Origin of the sequence: Saliniramus fredricksonii, assembly GCF_900094735.1 — a bacterium.
Classification (GTDB): domain Bacteria; phylum Pseudomonadota; class Alphaproteobacteria; order Rhizobiales; family Beijerinckiaceae; genus Saliniramus; species Saliniramus fredricksonii.
In genome coordinates, this window is record NZ_FMBM01000001.1 from 295,103 (window position 1) to 311,467 (window position 16,365).

Annotated in this window: 12 protein-coding genes; 7 read left to right on the forward strand and 5 right to left on the reverse strand. The window is 65.2% G+C overall.

Going from position 1 to position 16,365, the window contains the following annotated elements; translation table 11 throughout:
- Window positions 1-97: 97 nt before the first annotated feature.
- The 7 genes from GA0071312_RS01375 (at window position 98) to GA0071312_RS01405 (ending at window position 10,492) form a co-directional block, all read left to right on the forward strand.
- Complete coding sequence (locus tag GA0071312_RS01375; protein WP_131817673.1) at window positions 98-2,377, forward strand: hypothetical protein; 2,280 nt, start codon at window positions 98-100, stop codon at window positions 2,375-2,377.
- A gap of 113 nt (window positions 2,378-2,490) precedes the next feature.
- Entirely contained in the window at window positions 2,491-4,296 is a 1,806-nt protein-coding gene (gene lepA / locus GA0071312_RS01380) for a translation elongation factor 4 (RefSeq protein ID WP_074443314.1), read from the forward strand.
- 8 nt (window positions 4,297-4,304) lie between these two features.
- The gene (locus GA0071312_RS01385) at window positions 4,305-5,714 is read left to right on the forward strand and encodes an FAD-dependent oxidoreductase (protein WP_420819943.1); all 1,410 of its coding nucleotides are present in this window, start codon (window positions 4,305-4,307) and stop codon (window positions 5,712-5,714) included.
- A 103-nt stretch (window positions 5,715-5,817) separates the two neighbouring features.
- A complete protein-coding gene (locus GA0071312_RS01390) occupies window positions 5,818-7,194 on the forward strand; it encodes an aspartate aminotransferase family protein (RefSeq protein ID WP_074443315.1) in 1,377 nt (458 codons plus the stop codon).
- Between the two features lie 173 nt (window positions 7,195-7,367).
- Window positions 7,368-7,958: a GbsR/MarR family transcriptional regulator gene (locus GA0071312_RS01395; protein WP_074443316.1), complete on the forward strand. Its 591-nt coding sequence runs from the start codon at window positions 7,368-7,370 to the stop codon at window positions 7,956-7,958.
- Window positions 7,958-9,352, forward strand: a complete 1,395-nt coding sequence (locus GA0071312_RS01400; RefSeq protein WP_074443317.1) for a cytochrome ubiquinol oxidase subunit I — start codon at window positions 7,958-7,960, stop codon at window positions 9,350-9,352. Before GA0071312_RS01395 ends, GA0071312_RS01400 begins: the two co-directional genes overlap by 1 nt.
- A gap of 132 nt (window positions 9,353-9,484) precedes the next feature.
- On the forward strand, window positions 9,485-10,492 hold the full coding sequence (locus GA0071312_RS01405; protein ID WP_074443318.1) for a cytochrome d ubiquinol oxidase subunit II: 1,008 nt from the start codon (window positions 9,485-9,487) through the stop codon (window positions 10,490-10,492).
- On the opposite strand, the gene GA0071312_RS01410 is transcribed toward GA0071312_RS01405, so the two are convergent.
- From GA0071312_RS01410 to GA0071312_RS01430, 5 genes are read right to left on the reverse strand one after another with little or no spacing between them, the layout of a single operon-like run.
- On the reverse strand, window positions 10,486-11,361 hold the full coding sequence (locus tag GA0071312_RS01410) for an isocitrate lyase/PEP mutase family protein (protein ID WP_074443319.1): 876 nt from the start codon (window positions 11,359-11,361) through the stop codon (window positions 10,486-10,488). The two genes, GA0071312_RS01405 and GA0071312_RS01410, sit on opposite strands and share 7 nt — an antisense overlap.
- Window positions 11,358-11,978: a cysteine hydrolase family protein gene (locus GA0071312_RS01415; RefSeq protein ID WP_238947050.1), complete on the reverse strand. Its 621-nt coding sequence runs from the start codon at window positions 11,976-11,978 to the stop codon at window positions 11,358-11,360. The genes GA0071312_RS01410 and GA0071312_RS01415 overlap by 4 nt, the downstream gene beginning before the upstream one ends.
- 2 nt (window positions 11,979-11,980) lie before the next feature.
- Window positions 11,981-14,074, reverse strand: a complete 2,094-nt coding sequence (locus GA0071312_RS01420; protein ID WP_074443320.1) for a hydantoinase/oxoprolinase family protein — start codon at window positions 14,072-14,074, stop codon at window positions 11,981-11,983.
- Window positions 14,071-15,765 carry a hydantoinase B/oxoprolinase family protein gene (locus GA0071312_RS01425; protein ID WP_074443321.1) on the reverse strand — a complete coding sequence of 565 codons (1,695 nt, stop codon included), beginning with the start codon at window positions 15,763-15,765 and terminating at the stop codon, window positions 14,071-14,073. Before GA0071312_RS01425 ends, GA0071312_RS01420 begins: the two co-directional genes overlap by 4 nt.
- On the reverse strand, window positions 15,762-16,343 hold the full coding sequence (locus GA0071312_RS01430; protein WP_074443322.1) for a tautomerase family protein: 582 nt from the start codon (window positions 16,341-16,343) through the stop codon (window positions 15,762-15,764). Before GA0071312_RS01430 ends, GA0071312_RS01425 begins: the two co-directional genes overlap by 4 nt.
- Between the last annotated feature and the right edge of the window lie 22 nt (window positions 16,344-16,365).

Genomic DNA, 16,365 nt, shown 5'->3' on the forward strand with positions numbered 1-16,365 from the left:
ACCCGCGCCGGTCGCAGCCGGGCAGCGTGATCCGGCGAGATGAGCAGATCATTTTTTCGAAGTGGACAAATCAATGGATTTCCCGGGCGTCCGGAACATGCAGGCAATTCAATCATCCGAAACACGCTCCCATGGAGCCGGGACTGCCTTCGCCGGTGCGCTGGGCGCGCCTGATGCGACGATGACCAAGGGCGCAGCCGGCGGCGCGACGATCATCCCCGGGATACTGCCCGCGCAGTCGCGGGTCGACTGGTTCACGGATCAGATCTACACGGTTTGCTTCGGCGATGCCGGCGACCATTTCGACAATGTCGTGCGCCGCACCGTCCAGCCACCGTCGCTCCGTTTCCATATTGACGGGGCGATCGCGGCAATGAGCATACGCTACCGCGATGAACTGGCCAGCATGCAAGAGCAGCATGCCCCCCGGGAGCTGCGCGACATCGCCCGTGCGGGCGCCGAGGTCGTCGACGAGGCCATTAGGCGCCGCGACATCATCGGATTCCTGGCCCAGTTCCAGGACAACATCTTCAGCGCCATGAATAAGAAGAGCGACGAGATCCTCCACGATCGCGGCATTGCCGAAAGCGGCAACTTCGTCGGACCGGACAGGCCGTTCCCGGAATGGGACCCGGAAAACCGCACCCGCGGGCCGCAACCGGGCGATCTGCAACCCGGTAATCTGCGGTTTGATCCGATGCCGGACATGCCGGACATGCCCGACGACTCCATGCAGAACGGCACGTCACTGCCGTTCTCACAGGGCAGCCCGCAATTCGACCTGCAGGGTTTGCAGGGTTTCCGGGAGCGTTACGACAACTGGGAACCGCCTCCCATCGGCACGCAGGATCCGAAGACTCGCTCCGCCTTCCCGGATAATGCCGTTGAGATCATGCGCAGTGACGGCGCCGGCGCCCCTGCCTTGCCCGGAACCATTCCGGTCGCGGGCACCGCGTCAGGCAGCGCTCCGGGCAATCCCCTCGAACAGGCCGAGCGGGCCGCGCGCGAGGCCATCGAGCGCAGCCTCGGCAATTCGCCCTTCGTCACAGGCACCGATCCGATCGCGGAGGCGATCGAGGAACACGGACTGCTGGCCGAGCTCTTGCTGCATGCCCTGCGCCCGCAATACACGCCCGGCATTCTCGGCGGTGCGCCCGGTTCACGGCCCGGCGTCTCGAGTGCGACGATCAACGCGTTGCGCAATCTCGATCCGCGTGCCGCAGCCGATCTGGTCAATGAGCAACTCGCCGACACGATCCGGAACGTACCGCCGAATTATCGCGATGCCATCACCGAGGCGCTGCAAAAGGGCGACGCGCAGGATCCCGACATCGCTCAGGCGCTCGCGCGTCTCGACGCACTGCGCAAGGCGGCAGGCCCCGATGCCGCCGACGGGCCGCCGGTGGTCACCAATGTTCCTGACGCCATACGGCTGCTGCAGGATCGTTACGGCATGAACGTCACCGATGATCTCGCGAATGTCGGCTCGGACCGCACCTATCACACCGAACAGACATTTCTGGAGGTCGTGAACCATGCCGTCCCGATCCTTGATCGCATCAATGAGCAATTTCCCGGTTCTCTGGCGGGGCTGGGACTCGCCGTCAAGAGCCCGAACACACGTGACGCGGAGCGTGGAGGCTACCTGCCGCTGGGCGTTTCATCGGGGCAGACCGGTGTGATCTCGTTGACCGCACCGTCCGAAATCGCCGGACACAACATCGCACAGGATCCGCATCTGGTCTTCCAGGGCACCGTCGCCCATGAGGTAATGCATGCCCTGATCGCCAAGGCCGACCCCATGCTCGTCAGGCGGTTCATGGAGAATTACCAGCCGGTCGCCACTGCATACGGACCCGGTACCGAAAACCCGTCTCCGGGCGCAATGAGCCGTCAGGATATGATCGATGAAATGTATTTCCCGGGGGCAAGCTGGGAACAGTTCCTGGACTGGGCACAGAGTCAGGGATACGTTGTTCAACCAAGCGGTCGGGAAATTCTCGAAAGCTGGGAAGAGACCGGCTACTCACCATACTTCGTTCCAGCCCGTTACGAAGGTGAAATAACGGTTCTGGAGGATGCGGGAGAGGCGATTGAAGAGATCATCGGCGAAACCGTGTCGCGATACGGTGGTTACGATGAGCACGAGGCTCTGTCCGAGACTTTCGCGGCAATGATTCTGGGTACGGTCGAACAGGGCGCTGCCGACGGAGCGATTCCCTACAATACAACCGGCATCAACCCCGACAACCCGCCACCGCGCTATCTGCTGGAGCATGTAAGGCATATCGCGCAATCCGCGATGCACGCACCCGCGCCCGACAGCTACTACATGCCGGAGGTGATTGATCCCGACACCTACGGGCGGGAGGAGTGACAAAGCACCACCGGGCTTATCGCTTGGCTTGTCGCCTGACCCCTGCTATGCCCGATGCATGATCAGAGAGGATCCCGCAGCCATGCGGGATTCCGTTCGTGCTCCGGGACACCATGACCGCCGAAACCCTCGACAACATCCGCAATTTCTCGATCGTCGCCCATATCGATCATGGCAAGTCGACGCTGGCCGATCGCCTGATCCAGCTGACGGGCGCGCTGACCAGCCGGGAGATGCAGGAGCAGATCCTCGATTCGATGGATATCGAGCGTGAGCGCGGCATCACCATCAAGGCGCAGACCGTGCGGCTGGAATATCCGGCCAAGGATGGCAAGACCTATATCCTCAATCTGATGGACACGCCCGGCCATGTGGACTTCTCCTACGAGGTCTCGCGCTCGCTCCAGGCCTGCGAGGGCTCGCTCCTTGTGGTCGATGCCAGCCAGGGCGTCGAGGCGCAGACGCTGGCCAATGTCTACCAGGCGCTCGACCAGGATCACGAGATCATCCCGATCCTCAACAAGGTCGATCTTCCCGCCGCCGAACCGGCGCGGATACGCGAGCAGATCGAGGAGGTGATCGGCCTCGACGCCTCGGATGCCGTCGAGATCTCGGCCAAGACCGGGCTGAATATCGAAGCCGTGCTCGAAGCCATCGTCACCCGCCTGCCCCCGCCGAAGGGTGATCGCAAGGCGCCTCTCAAGGCGATGCTGGTCGATAGCTGGTACGATCCGTATCTGGGCGTGGTCGTGCTGGTGCGCGTCATGGACGGCGTGCTCAGGAAGGGCATGGGCATCAAGATGATGGGCACCGATGCCAGCTACACGATCGACAAGGTCGGCGTGTTCCGCCCCAAGAAATTCGACGTCGCGGAGCTCGCCCCCGGCGAAGTCGGCTTCATCACCGCCGCGATCAAGGAAGTGGCCGATACCCGTGTCGGCGACACCATCACGGAAGAGAAGCGCCCCTGCGCGCAGATGCTGCCGGGCTTCAAGCCGGTCCAGCCGGTGGTGTTCTGCGGCCTGTTCCCGGTCGATGCCGGCGAGTTCGACGATCTGCGCAACGCCATGGGCCGCCTGCGGCTCAACGATGCCAGCTTCTCCTTCGAGATGGAGAGCTCCGCCGCGCTCGGCTTCGGCTTCCGCTGCGGCTTCCTCGGATTGCTGCATCTGGAGATCGTGCAGGAGCGGCTCTCGCGCGAATTCGATCTCGACCTGATCTCGACCGCGCCGTCGGTCGTCTACAAGCTGATCATGCGTGACGGCAGCGAGCAGGAATTGCACAACCCCGCCGACATGCCCGACGTGATGAAGATCGAGCATGTCGAGGAGCCCTGGATCCGCGCCACGATCCTGACGCCCGACGAATATCTCGGCGCCGTGCTCAAGCTCTGCCAGGAGCGGCGCGGCCTGCAGATCGATCTCAATTATGTCGGCAAGCGCGCCATGGTCGTCTACGATCTGCCGCTGAACGAGGTCGTCTTCGATTTCTACGACCGGCTGAAATCGATCTCCAAGGGCTATGCCTCCTTCGATTACCAGATCACGGATTACCGGCAGGAGGATCTCGTCAAGATGTCGATCCTCGTCAATGGCGAGCCGGTGGATGCGCTCTCCATGCTGGTCCACCGCACGCGGGCGGAGAGCCGCGGGCGGGCCATGTGCGAGAAGCTCAAGGAGCTGATCCCGCCGCACATGTTCCAGATCCCCGTCCAGGCGGCGATCGGCGGCAAGGTCATCGCCCGCGAGACCATCCGGGCCTTGCGCAAGGACGTGACCGCCAAATGTTATGGCGGCGACGCCACCCGCAAGCGCAAGCTGCTCGAGAAGCAGAAGGCGGGCAAGAAGCGCATGCGCCAGTTCGGCAAGGTGGAGATCCCGCAGGAAGCCTTCATCGCCGCGCTCAAGATGGACAGCTGAGGCCGGCCATGGCTATCCCCGGCGCTCCGCAGATCGGCGTCGAGACGGTCGCTGCAGGCTTCGCTGCCGACTTCCACACCGGCATGGTGATCGTCGGCGCTGGCGCCTGCGGCATGGTTGCGGCGCTGGCCGCCCGTGAGCGGGGCGCAGATATCCTCGTGGTCGAACGCGATGCCGCGCCATCCGGCTCGACGGCGCTCTCGGCCGGGCTTATCCCCGCCGCCGGCACACGCTTTCAGCGCGCAATCGGCATCGACGACGACCCGGAAACCTTCGCCGCCGATATCCAGCGCAAGGCCCATGGCGAGAATGATCCCGCGCTGGTCGAGAGTCTGGCACGCGGGTCTGCGTCGCTGATCGAATGGCTGTCGGATCGCTACGATCTGCCCTTCAGCCTCGTCGCCGATTTCGATTACCCTGGCCATTCACACCGGCGCATGCACGGCCTGCCGAGCCGCTCGGGCCGGGAGCTCGTCGACCGGCTGCGCACGGCCTGCGAGGATACGGGAATCGACATCATCACCGAACGGCGTGTCACGCATCTGCATGCGGATGTGTCCGGACGCGTCGCGGGCGTCACGATGCGGCGCCCCGACGGTGTGATCGAACGTGTCGGCTGCGACAAGCTCGTGCTCGCCTGCAACGGTTTCGGCGGTAATTCCGACATGGTGCGCGCATATCTGCCCGATATCGCCGATGCGCTGTATTTCGGTCATGGCGGCAACCAGGGCGAGGCGATGCTCTGGGGTGAGGCACTTGGCGCACGGATCCGCCATCCGGGCGCCTATCAGGGACACGGAAATGTCGCGCATCCCCACGGGATCCTGATCACCTGGGCGGTGATCGGCGCAGGCGGGTTTCAGATCGATCGCACGGGAAGGCGTTTCTGGAATGAGGCGCAGGGCTATTCGGAAGCCGCGCGCGCCGTGCTCGCCCGCCCCGGCGGCGAGGCTTTCAGCATCTTCGACGAACGCATCGCCGGCATCGCCGCACAATTCGCCGATTTCCGCGATGCTCAGAGCCAGGGCGCCATCCGCGAGGCCGCGACGATCGCGGAGCTCGCGCAGATCATCGGCGTGCCACGGGATGCTCTGGAGCAAACCTTCGACGAGGTCACACGGGCCCGCGAGGGTGGCAGCGATGTTTTCGGGCGCGATTTGAGCCACGTGCCGCCACTCGCGCCGCCCTATCGGGCCGTAAGGGTGACGGGGGCCCTGTTTCACACGCAGGGCGGGCTGGAGACCGATGGTGAGGGCCGCGTCCGCCATCGCGACGGCGGCTTCCTGCCCAATCTGCGCGCCGCAGGCGGCGCTGCCTGCGGGGTCTCGGGTACCGGTGATGCGGGATATCTCTCCGGCAACGGGCTACTCGCAGCCACCGTGCTCGGGCGCGCAGCCGGGACATGGCGGGATGCCTGAATCCGGAACCGGTGCCCGGAATCGCACGCGCCTTCGTGATAATCGCCATTGAATGCGCGCGCGAGCCGGGTACCCTTCATGTGTTCCGTCGAAGGAGGTTCCCGTGCTGTCCAATCTCGCCACCCGCGATGTCGAAACCCTGATCCATCCCTATACACAGCTCGCGGCCTTCCGCGAGACCGGGCCGCTCATCCTGGAGCGCGGCGAGGGTGTCTGGGTCTACGATACCGAGGGCAAGCCCTATCTCGAGGGCATGGCCGGGCTCTGGTGCACCTCGCTCGGCTATTCGAACCGGGAACTGGCCGAAGCGGCCTACGAGCAGATGCTCAAGCTGCCCTTCCAGCATCTGTTTTCCGGGCGCAGCCATGATCCTGCGATCGAGCTCGCGGAGAAGCTGAAGGAGATCGCGCCGGTGCCGGTCTCGAAGGTGTTCTTCACCTCGTCCGGCTCGGAGGCCAATGACAGCCAGGTCAAGCTGGTCTGGTATTACAACAACGCGCGCGGGCGCCCGCAGAAGAAGAAGATCATCGCCCGGCTCAAGGGCTATCATGGCGTTACCGTCGCCTCCGCCTCGCTGACGGGGCTGCCGGCCAACCATACCGATTTCGATCTGCCCATCGCCAATATCCTGCATACTTCCTGCCCGCACCATTACCGCTTCGCACATGAGGGCGAGAGCGAGGAGGAATTCTCCACCCGTCTCGCCGCCGAGCTCGAGGAGCAGATCCTGCGCGAGGGCCCCGATACGGTCGCCGCCTTCATTGCCGAGCCGGTGATGGGCGCGGGCGGAGCCGTGGTGCCGCCGGCGGGGTACTTCCCGAAGATCCAGGCGGTGCTTGATCGCTACGATGTGCTTATGATCGCCGACGAGGTGATCTGCGGCTTCGGGCGTCTGGGCGAGATGTTCGGCTCTACCGCCCTCGATATCCGCCCCGACAGCATCTCCGCCGCCAAGGCGATCACCTCAGCCTATGCCCCGCTGGGCGCGGTGATGCTCAACGAGGACATGTATCAGGCCATGCTGGACGAGAGCCGCAAGATCGGTGTGTTCGGCCACGGCTTCACCTATTCCGGCCACCCGGTTTCCTGCGCGGTGGCAATCAAGACGCTGGAGATCTACCAGCGTGAGGATATCGTCGGGAAGGTGCGTGCCCGCGCGCCGCATTTCCAGAACCGCGTCACCGCGCTGGAACAGCACCCCCTGATCGGTGAATCGCGCGGCATGGGACTGATCGCCGGGATGGAGATCGTGGCCGACAAGGCAACGAAGCGGCAATACGATCCGAAGAAAGGCGTCGCGGCGAAGACGGTGACCTTCGCCCAGGAGGAAGGCCTGATCGTGCGCTCGCTCGCCGGCGACCGCATCGCGCTCTGCCCGCCGCTGATCATCACCGAGGAAGAGATCGACGCCCTGTTCGACCGGCTCGAACGCGCCCTCGACAAGACCCTCGACTGGGTGACGCGGGAAGGTCTCACCTGAGCGGCACCGGGATTCCGACCCCACATCGCGCTTCGTGAAGCGCGCGGGCACGCCCGCGACGCCATCGCTGCACGCGTCGGGAAAGCGACAGCGGGTCGCATGGCCTTTTTTCGCCGCCTTCCGATATTTCAGAAATAACTGAAATTCCGGAAAGGCGTGAAACGCAAAAGGCCATGAACCTTCCCCCGCTGGTACAGACATTCGTTCTGCATTTCGGAGAAATGGGCTCGCGCTGGGGTGTGAACCGCACCGTCGGCCAGATCTACGCCCTGCTCTTCGTCTCCCCCGAACCGCTCAATGCGGACGAGATCGTCGAGGCACTTGGCGTGTCGCGATCCAACGTCAGCATGGGGCTGAAAGAGCTCCAGGCCTGGAACCTCGTGCGCCTGCGCCACAAGCCGGGCGACCGGCGCGAGTATTTCGGCACGCCCGAGGATATCTGGGTGATCGTGCGCACGCTGATCGAGGAGCGCAAGAAGCGCGAGATCGATCCGACGCTCTCGCTCCTGCGCGAAACCCTGATGGAGCGCCCGGAATCGGAATTCGAGCGGCATGCACAGGAGCGCATGCGCGAGATGCACGATCTCATCGACATGCTCACCGACTGGTATGCCGACATGCGCGCCATCGAGACCGAGCGGCTGGTGCAACTCATGAAGCTCGGCTCGAAGATTTCCCGCGTGCTGGAATTCCGGGACCGTCTCGGTTTTTCCGGCAAACGCAATGATCCCCCCTCCTCCGATGACGAGGAGCGTTCACGATGATGGACACTCTGATCCTGTCCCGAATCCAGTTCGGGGCGAACATCACCTTCCACATTCTCTTTCCGACGATCACCATCGCGCTCGGCTGGGTGCTGCTCTTCTTCAAGCTGCGCTACAACCGCACCGGCGAGATGGCCTGGATGGATGCCTACAAGTTCTGGGTGAAGGTCTTCGCCCTGACCTTCGCGCTCGGCGTCGTCTCGGGCGTGACCATGTCCTTCCAGTTCGGCACCAACTGGCCGGGATTCATGGAGAGCGTCGGCAATGTGGCCGGGCCGCTGCTCGCCTACGAGATCCTGACCGCGTTTTTCCTTGAGGCGACCTTCCTCGCGGTAATGCTGTTCGGGTTCAACCGGGTCTCGAACCGCATCCACACCCTCGCCACCGTGCTTGTCGCCTTCGGCACGACCATGTCGGCCTTCTGGATTCTCGTGCTGAATTCCTGGATGCACACGCCCCAGGGTTTCGAGATGCGCGACGGCGTGGCGTTCGTGACCGACTGGTGGGAGGTGATCTTCAACCCCTCCATGCCCTATCGCCTGACGCATATGCTGCTCGCCTCGGGCCTGACCGTCGCCTTCCTGGTCGCGGGCGTCTCGGCCTATCGCCTTCTGCGCGGGGACCGCTCGGAGGGCGTCGGCAAGGCGCTGCGCACCGGTGTTGTCATGGCCGCGCTGCTGATCCCGGCCCAGATCTTCGCCGGCGACATGCACGGTCTCAACACGCTGGAGCACCAGCCCCAGAAAATCGCAGCAATGGAGGGCAATTGGGAGACGCGCGGCAATGTGCCTCTCGTGCTGTTCACGCTGCCCGATGAGCAGGCCCGCGAGAACCGGTTCGAGATCGCGATCCCCAACGGCGCGAGCCTGATCCTCAAGCATGATCCCGCCGGCGTGGTGCCGGGGCTGAATGACTTCGTGCGCGAGGACGGCTCGGTCGCGCATCCGCCCGTGGCCCCCGTCTTCTTTGCCTTCCGGATCATGGTCGGGATCGGCATGCTGATGCTGGTCGCTTCCTGGTATGGCGGCTGGCAGCTCTATCGTCGCGGCACGCTCCCGCCCTGGATGCTGCGCGGCTTCGTGGCCATGACCTTCTCCGGCTGGGTGGCGACGGTGGCCGGCTGGTATGTGACGGAGATCGGGCGCCAGCCCTGGCTGGTCAGCGGTGTCCTCACCACGGCGGAAGCCGTCACCACGACGCCGGTCGGCATGGTGGCCTCGACGCTCGCCATGTATCTCGCCATCTACGCGGCGCTGACGGCGGCTTATGTCTGGACGCTGTTCCACCTCGCCCGCCGCGACGGCGCCTCGGCCACTCTCGGCCAGGCGGTGACCCCGGAGGTCCGCGTCGCAAAGGGCGGCGGTCGCATCGCCGGACCGGTTCCGGCGGAGTGAGCGTCCGATGCAATGGCCGGCAGACGCTTTTGGCGTCGCAATTGATGCCGGGGCTCCCCTCTCCCATGCGGAGAGGGGAGAGCGCGCTGCAGCAGACGGCCGGCCTGAATACGAATGTGAGAGGATGCAACAATGGACGCGTTATTCGGAGGTGAATCCTGGCTGCCCGTGGCCTTTGTCGGGCTGATGGGTGCCTCGATCCTGCTCTATGTTATCCTTGACGGATACGATCTCGGTGTCGGCATCCTGTCCGGGCTGACAAGCCAGCACAAGGACAGGATGATCGCCTCGATCGGCCCGTTCTGGGATGCCAACGAGACCTGGCTGGTGCTGGCTGTCGGGCTGTTGCTTGTCGCCTTTCCCTTCGCGCAGGGCGTTATTCTCGGGGCGCTCTACCTGCCGGTGGCGGTGATGCTGCTCGGGCTGATCCTGCGCGGTGTCGCTTTCGATTTCCGCGCCAAGGTCGATCCGGCGCAGAAAGTCTGGTGGGATCGCGCCTTCTTCGGCGGGTCGCTGCTGACCGCGCTCTCGCAGGGTTACATGCTGGGGCTCTACATCCTCGGCTTCGAGCGCACGCTGGTCAATGTCGCATTCGCGGGGCTCGTCGCAGTGGGGCTGGCTGCGGCCTATGCCTTCATCGGGGCTGGCTGGCTGATCCTCAAGAGCGAGGGCGCGCTGCAAGAGCGTGCGGTGGGCTGGGCCAGAGTCTCGCTGTGGCTGAGCGCCATCGGGCTTGCCGCCGTCTCGATCACGACGCCGCTCGTCTCCGAGCGCATCTTCGAGAAGTGGTTCGCCATGCCCTATCTTCTGATGCTCGCGCCGATCCCGCTGATCACGGGAGCGCTGATCATCGCCCTGCACCATGTGCTGAAGGTGCTGCCCAACCATACCGACCAGCTCAGCTGGGCACCGTTTTCCGGGGCGATCGCCGTGATCTTTCTCGCCTTCTACGGGCTGGCCTATTCGTTCTACCCCTATGTGGTGCCCGAGCAGATGACGGTGTGGGAGGCCGCTGCCGCCGATGAATCGCTGATGATCATGTTCATCGGCGCCTGCATCGTGCTGCCCCTGATCGGGCTCTATACGAGCTTCATCTACCGGATCTTCTCCGGCAAGACCCAGGATCTGCGCTATTACTGAGCCCCGCCATCATAGCGTTTGCCGTCGGCGAGCAGACCCGGCGTGCCGATGCGCTGGTTGAGCTCTGCGAAATCGAACATGTGCTCCGTGAAGGGCCGGTTCGAGCCGTTGGCCATCAGGCTGGCATAATACTGCTCCGCCGTGCGGGCCAACGCGCGCACGATGCCGCCGGGGAAGATCACGAGATCGAAGCCGAGCTTTTCGAGATCGGGGGCGGCGGTGATGGGGGTGTGCCCGCCCTCGACCATGTTGGCCATCAGTTTCGCGCGGCCCTTGAAGATATCGCAGATGCGCTGCAGTTCCTCGCCGGAGCGCGGGGCCTCGATGAAGAGCATATCGGCGCCTGCCGCCAGATAGGCCTCGGCGCGTTCGATCGCCGCCTCGAACCCCTCCACGGCGATGGCATCGGTACGTGCGATGATCAGCGTCTCGTCGCTTGCCCGCGCATCAGCCATGGCGGCGATCTTGCCGGCCATCTCCGAGGTCGCGATCAATGTCTTGTCGGAGAGGTGGCCGCAGCGTTTGGGATAGCTTTGATCCTCCACCTGCAGGGCGGAGGCGCCGGCGCGCTCATAGACGCGCATGGTGCGCTGGGCGTTGAGCGCATTGCCGAAACCGTTATCGGCATCGATGATCACGGGCAGCGCCACCCGGTCGCGGATCAGCGCCATGGTATCGGCCATCTCGGTCATGGAGGTAAGCCCGATATCGGGGCGTCCGAGCCGGGTATAGGCGACGGCGGCGCCCGACAGATACAGGGCCTGCGCCCCTGCCGCTTCCGCGAGTGATGCGGTGAGGCCGTCATAGACGCCCGGGGCGATCAGGATATCGGGCTGTCCCAGGCGCGTCTTCAAAGTGGGCGTGGTCATGGTTCATTCCCCAGCATGGCGAGCGTATCGACGCAGCTCATCACCTGCGTGACGCTGTCCAGCGAAACCAGCGTGGCCCCGTGCACCTCCTCGCGGAAGGCGGCGCAACCATCGCTGAGGAGAATCGTTGCGATATCACGCAGATGCGCGTCGCGCACGGTGCTGGCGACGCCGCCATTGGTGACGATGCCGCCGATGATCAGCGTGTCGATTCCCGCCTCGCGCATCACGAATTCAAGGCGGGTCTGGTAGAACGCGCTGTAGGCGACCTTCTCGATGGTGAAATCGGCGGGCGCGAGGGTCGCGACAAGATTGTGCCCGAAGGCGCCCGGCAGAAAGTCGCCCTTGCCGAGGAAGGGGCGCAGTTCCTTCAGATGGGCCGAGATCAGCGGCTCGCCGTCGCGTCCCGGCACCAGGGTGAACTGGGCCGAGATGTAGTGTCCGCCCGCCTTGCGCAGGCGATCGGCCAGCGGGCGGATGCGTGCCGGCAGGGCCGCGATCGCTTCCGAGCTCTGGCCGGCCCGGCCATAGGCGCCTTCCGGATGCAGGAAATCGTTCTGCAGATCGATGGTCAGGAGCGCCGTGCGGCGCGGGTCGATCGCGCTGATCCGTGCCATGGTCAGGCTCCTTGTGTATCGCTATCCGCCGCATCCGCGCGGCTGATCACGACATTGCCGAAGGTATCGACGCGCCCGCGATGATCAGGCTCGATGAAGATGGTGGTATCGGCCTGTTCCAGAATGGCCGGGCCGGTGATCACCGTGCCGACGGGCAGAGCCAGGCGATCGAGGATCGTCGCCTCGTGCCAGGCGCCTGCGGCAAAGACCGGTCGCGTGCCGCGCTGCGCCTTCCCGGCATCGGCATTGGGCCCGGGCGCAAGGGTGGCGAGATCGAATTTCGGGCGCTGCCCGATCACCGCGCTGCGCAGATTGAGCACCCGCGTCACCCCGCCGGGGAGGAGCCGCCCGTAGACGCGCTCGTAGGCCGTATCGAAGGCCGCCTGGATCGCCTCGCGCGTGGTCGGGGCGACGTTGTGAGCGGCATCGAGGGCAACCGGCAGCGGCACGGCGACGGTGTGGGTCTGGCCGAGATAGGCCATGTCGAGCTCGAAAATGATCTCGCGCCCGGCAAAGCTGATTCCGGCGGAATCGATCAGCCGCAGACCCGCATCCACATGCGCCTGCATCAGCGCGGCGAGCCCGTCCACATCAACCTGCGTGGTGAGCGCATTCACCGTCTGCACGAAATCCTGGCGCATATCGGCGATGACGCAGCCCATGGCGGAAGTCACGCCCGGATAGCGCGGCACGATGGCCCTGGCGAGCCCGACTTCGCGGATCAGCGCGCAGGCATGCAGCGCACCGCCGCCGCCGAAGGGCATGTAGGCGAATTGCTTGGGGTCGAAGCCGCGTTCGATGGAGACGAGGCGCATGGCGCCGGCCATGCGGGAATTGGCCACCGTGATGATCGCCTCCGCCGCCGCCTCGATATCCAGCCCGAGCGGCTTGCCGACATGTTCGGCGATTGCCGCGCGCGCCGCTTCGAGATCAAGCCTGGCGAGGCCGCCGCCGATCGGGCGTTGCGAATCGATGCGCCCCAAGACGATATTGGCATCCGTCACCGTGGGGCGGGTGTTGCCCCGTCCATAGGCGACGGGGCCCGGATCCGAGCCGGCACTTTCGGGGCCGATATTCAACAGGCCGCCCTTGTCCACCGAGGCGATGGAGCCGCCACCGGCGCCGATCGTGGCGATCTCGATCATGGGCGTGCGCACCACGAGGCCGAAATCGATGCTGGTCTGCGGGCTGAGCACGCTCTTGCCCTCGGCGATCAGCGAGACGTCAAAGGAGGTGCCGCCCATATCACCGGTGATCACATTGGGAAAACCGGCATTCTGCGCAATGTATCCCGCGGCGATCACCCCGGCGGCGGGGCCCGACAGGGCCGTGCGCACCGGCAGGCGGCAGGCGGTATCGACGGCCATGACGCCGCCATTCGATTGCACGATCAGGAATTCACCGCCGAACCCGCCCTCGTCGAGCGCCCCGGCGAGCCGCCCGAGATAGCCGGCGACCTCCGGCTGCAGATAGGCGTTGAGGGCGGTCGTGGAGAAGCGCTCGTATTCGCGGATCTCCGGCAGGATCTCGCTCGATGCCGAGACATGCGGGTTCGGCCAGAAGGCGCGAAGAGTCTCCACCGCCGCCTGTTCATTGGCCGGATTGGCGTAGGAATTGACAAAGAGCACGGCCACAGCCTTGCAGCCCTGCAACAGCAGTTGCTCGCCCGCCGCGCGCACGGCGTCGAGATCGACCACCTGCTCGATCGTGCCGTCGGCGAATGTGCGCTCGGGCACCTCAATGCGCAATTCGCGCGCCACCACCGGCTCGAAATTGCCCCGCAGGCCCCAGGTGCGCGGACGGTCGCGCCGGCGCATCTCGAGCACGTCGCGGAAGCCCTGCGTGGTGATCACGCCGATGCGCGCGCCCTTGCGCTCAAGCAAAGCATTCGTCCCCGCCGTGGTACCGTGGACGACGCTGGCCACCCCTTCCAGATCCTCGCCATGGGCGCGGATCCCGGCGAGGAAGCCACCGGACTGGTCGGGCCGTGTGGTCGGAACCTTCGCGACCCGGGCCTCGCCGCTGGCCTCGTCGAGGAAGAAGACATCGGTGAAAGTGCCGCCGACATCGACGCCGATCATGCGCGTGCGCTTCATTTCGCATACTCCCGCCAGCCGCGTCCGTAATCCGCATCGGCCCGTTCTTCGCTGACGAGCCCGCGCGCCACGTCGCGGGCGATGGCCTGCGGCTCGCGCTGACCGGGCGGGCCGTAGCCGCCCCCGCCAGGTGTTTCGAGCCGCACGCGCTGGCCGCGTTTCAAGGCGATACCGACGATCTTGGAGGCGAGCGGCGGTGTATGGAACCCGTCATCCTGCTGGTAACTGAACCGGTTGAGCGCTGCCTCGCCCCCGCCCGCGACGCCCTTGGGCGCAAAGCGCCCGCGTTCACCGAAGAGGAAGGCCTCGGCGCTCTGCTCCAGCAATTCGATTTCATAGATCGCCCCCATACCGCCACGATGGCATCCCGCGCCGGCGCTGTCGGGACGCAGCGCCCATTGCCGGAATGCGACCGGATAGGCCGCTTCCAGGATTTCCGCCGGCGGGATCGTCGCGGTCGAGATCGGCGCATTGCCGTGGTTGAGCCCGTCGCCCTCCGGCGTGCCGCCATGGCCGCCACCATAGAAGCTGAACATCACCCAGCGCCGCCCGTCGCCGCGATGCCCGGCAATGGAGAGCGCGTTGATCGTGCCATAGGCATTGGCGACGACGCGCTCCGGCGCGGCCTGCGAAGCGGCGGTGAAGATCACGTCGATCATGCGCAGGATGGTCTCGGTATAGCCCCCCGTCGGTGCGGGGAATTCCGCCGCGAGGATCGAGCCCTGCGGGATGGTGATGTCGAGCGGTCGCATCACCCCGGCATTGGCGGGCAGGTCCGGGAAGATATGCTTGATCGCCACATAGACGCAGGCGATGGCGGTGCCTTCCGAGATGTTGATCGGCCCCGCCGCAGCCGGGGCGGAGCCGGTGAAATCGAGGCTCAGCCTGTCGCCGGCGATCTCCAGCGCCACGCGGATCGGCAAAGCCGTGTCCTCGATCCCGTCATTGTCGAGGAAATCTTCCGCTTCCCAGCGTCCATCGGGGAGGTTTTCCACCTCCGCGCGCATCAGCGTCTCGGCCCGGTCGCTGAGCGCCGCGAGGGCGGCGCGCACCGTTGCGGCGCCGTATTCGGCCAGCAACGCATCAAGGCGCTTGACGCCGAGATCGAGGGCGTTGATCTGGCCGTTGAGATCACCCGAGGCTGATTGCGGCAGGCGGGTATTGCGCATCAGGATGTCGATCACGTCCTGCTGCATCACGCCGGCGCGGGCGAGCTTCACCGGCGGCAGCACGAAGGCCTCCTGAAAGGCCTCGCGGGCAGAAGGGTTGTAATTGCCCGGCACCGCGCCCCCGACATCATGCCAGTGCCCCACCGAGGCGAGATAGCAGAACAATTCGCCTTCATGGAAATACGGGCGCACCAGCCGCATGTCGGAGAGATGCGTCCCGCCCAGATGCGCATCGTTGAAGATATAGATGTCGCCATCCGCGAGATCGCCGTCACGCGCCGCCTTGTCGATCACGGCCTTCACCGCGAAAGCCATGACGCCGACGAAGATCGGCAGGCCGGATTTGCCCTGCACCAGGGTGTCGCCTGTGGCGGCGTGATAGATCCCGTGGGAGGCGTCATGCGCCTCGGCGATGATCGGGTTGAAGGCCGAGCGGAACAGCGTCGCATCCATCTCGTCGGCGATCTGCTCCATGCGCCCGGCGAGGACGGCGAGCGTGATCGGGTCGATATCGCGGCTCATGCGCCCGCCCCCTTGCCCTGATGCGCGACCACTTCCGCAATATCGTTCCAGACCTGCTGGCGGGCGATGCGCCCCTCCGAGATCTCGAACCGGTCGATGAAGCGGATCCCGGAAAACGCCTCGCCATCCGGCCATTCGCCGTGGAGCGTGCCGAAGCAATAGACAATCGCGACATCGCCGCCCGGCACCGGATCGAAGCGCTCGTAGGTCTTCTTCACGAACCGGTAGCGCGGTCCGGCAAAGGCGACGAGTTCTTCAAGCGTGGTCATGCGTGCATCGCCGGGAAACACCATCTCGAAGCCTTTTCCGAGAAAGCCTTTCGCCCGATCGAGATCGCGCGCCTCCATGGCGGCGAGAAAATCGTGGACGATCTGTGCCGGATCGGGGCGCGGCGGGCCGGGATTGCGATGCTCGCCGCCGCGCAGATAGTTCTCGCGCGCCACCTCGTCGATGATCACGGTGACGGCTTCCGCCGGTGCGGCGACGACGGAGCGCACCGCATCTGTCGTCGCCTTGCCGAGACGACGACGCGTATCCGCGTCATAGCCTTCGAGCACGGTCACGGTCACAATCGGCATGGCTGTCTCCCTCGTCACCGCC

Excerpts from the sequence above, each read along its gene's own strand:
- GA0071312_RS01420 (WP_074443320.1), bottom strand. The coding sequence starts at position 14,074 with ATGAAGCGCACGCGCATGATCGGCGTCGATGTCGGCGGCACTTTCACC.
- GA0071312_RS01415 (WP_238947050.1), bottom strand. The coding sequence starts at position 11,978 with ATGGCACGGATCAGCGCGATCGACCCGCGCCGCACGGCGCTCCTGACC.
- GA0071312_RS01395 (WP_074443316.1), top strand. The coding sequence starts at position 7,368 with ATGAACCTTCCCCCGCTGGTACAGACATTCGTTCTGCATTTCGGAGAA.
- GA0071312_RS01410 (WP_074443319.1), bottom strand. The coding sequence starts at position 11,361 with ATGACCACGCCCACTTTGAAGACGCGCCTGGGACAGCCCGATATCCTG.
- GA0071312_RS01400 (WP_074443317.1), top strand. The coding sequence starts at position 7,958 with ATGGACACTCTGATCCTGTCCCGAATCCAGTTCGGGGCGAACATCACC.
- GA0071312_RS01375 (WP_131817673.1), top strand. The coding sequence starts at position 98 with ATGCAGGCAATTCAATCATCCGAAACACGCTCCCATGGAGCCGGGACT.
- GA0071312_RS01385 (WP_420819943.1), top strand. The coding sequence starts at position 4,305 with ATGGCTATCCCCGGCGCTCCGCAGATCGGCGTCGAGACGGTCGCTGCA.
- GA0071312_RS01430 (WP_074443322.1), bottom strand. The coding sequence starts at position 16,343 with ATGCCGATTGTGACCGTGACCGTGCTCGAAGGCTATGACGCGGATACG.
- GA0071312_RS01405 (WP_074443318.1), top strand. The coding sequence starts at position 9,485 with ATGGACGCGTTATTCGGAGGTGAATCCTGGCTGCCCGTGGCCTTTGTC.
- lepA (WP_074443314.1), top strand. The coding sequence starts at position 2,491 with ATGACCGCCGAAACCCTCGACAACATCCGCAATTTCTCGATCGTCGCC.
- GA0071312_RS01425 (WP_074443321.1), bottom strand. The coding sequence starts at position 15,765 with ATGAGCCGCGATATCGACCCGATCACGCTCGCCGTCCTCGCCGGGCGC.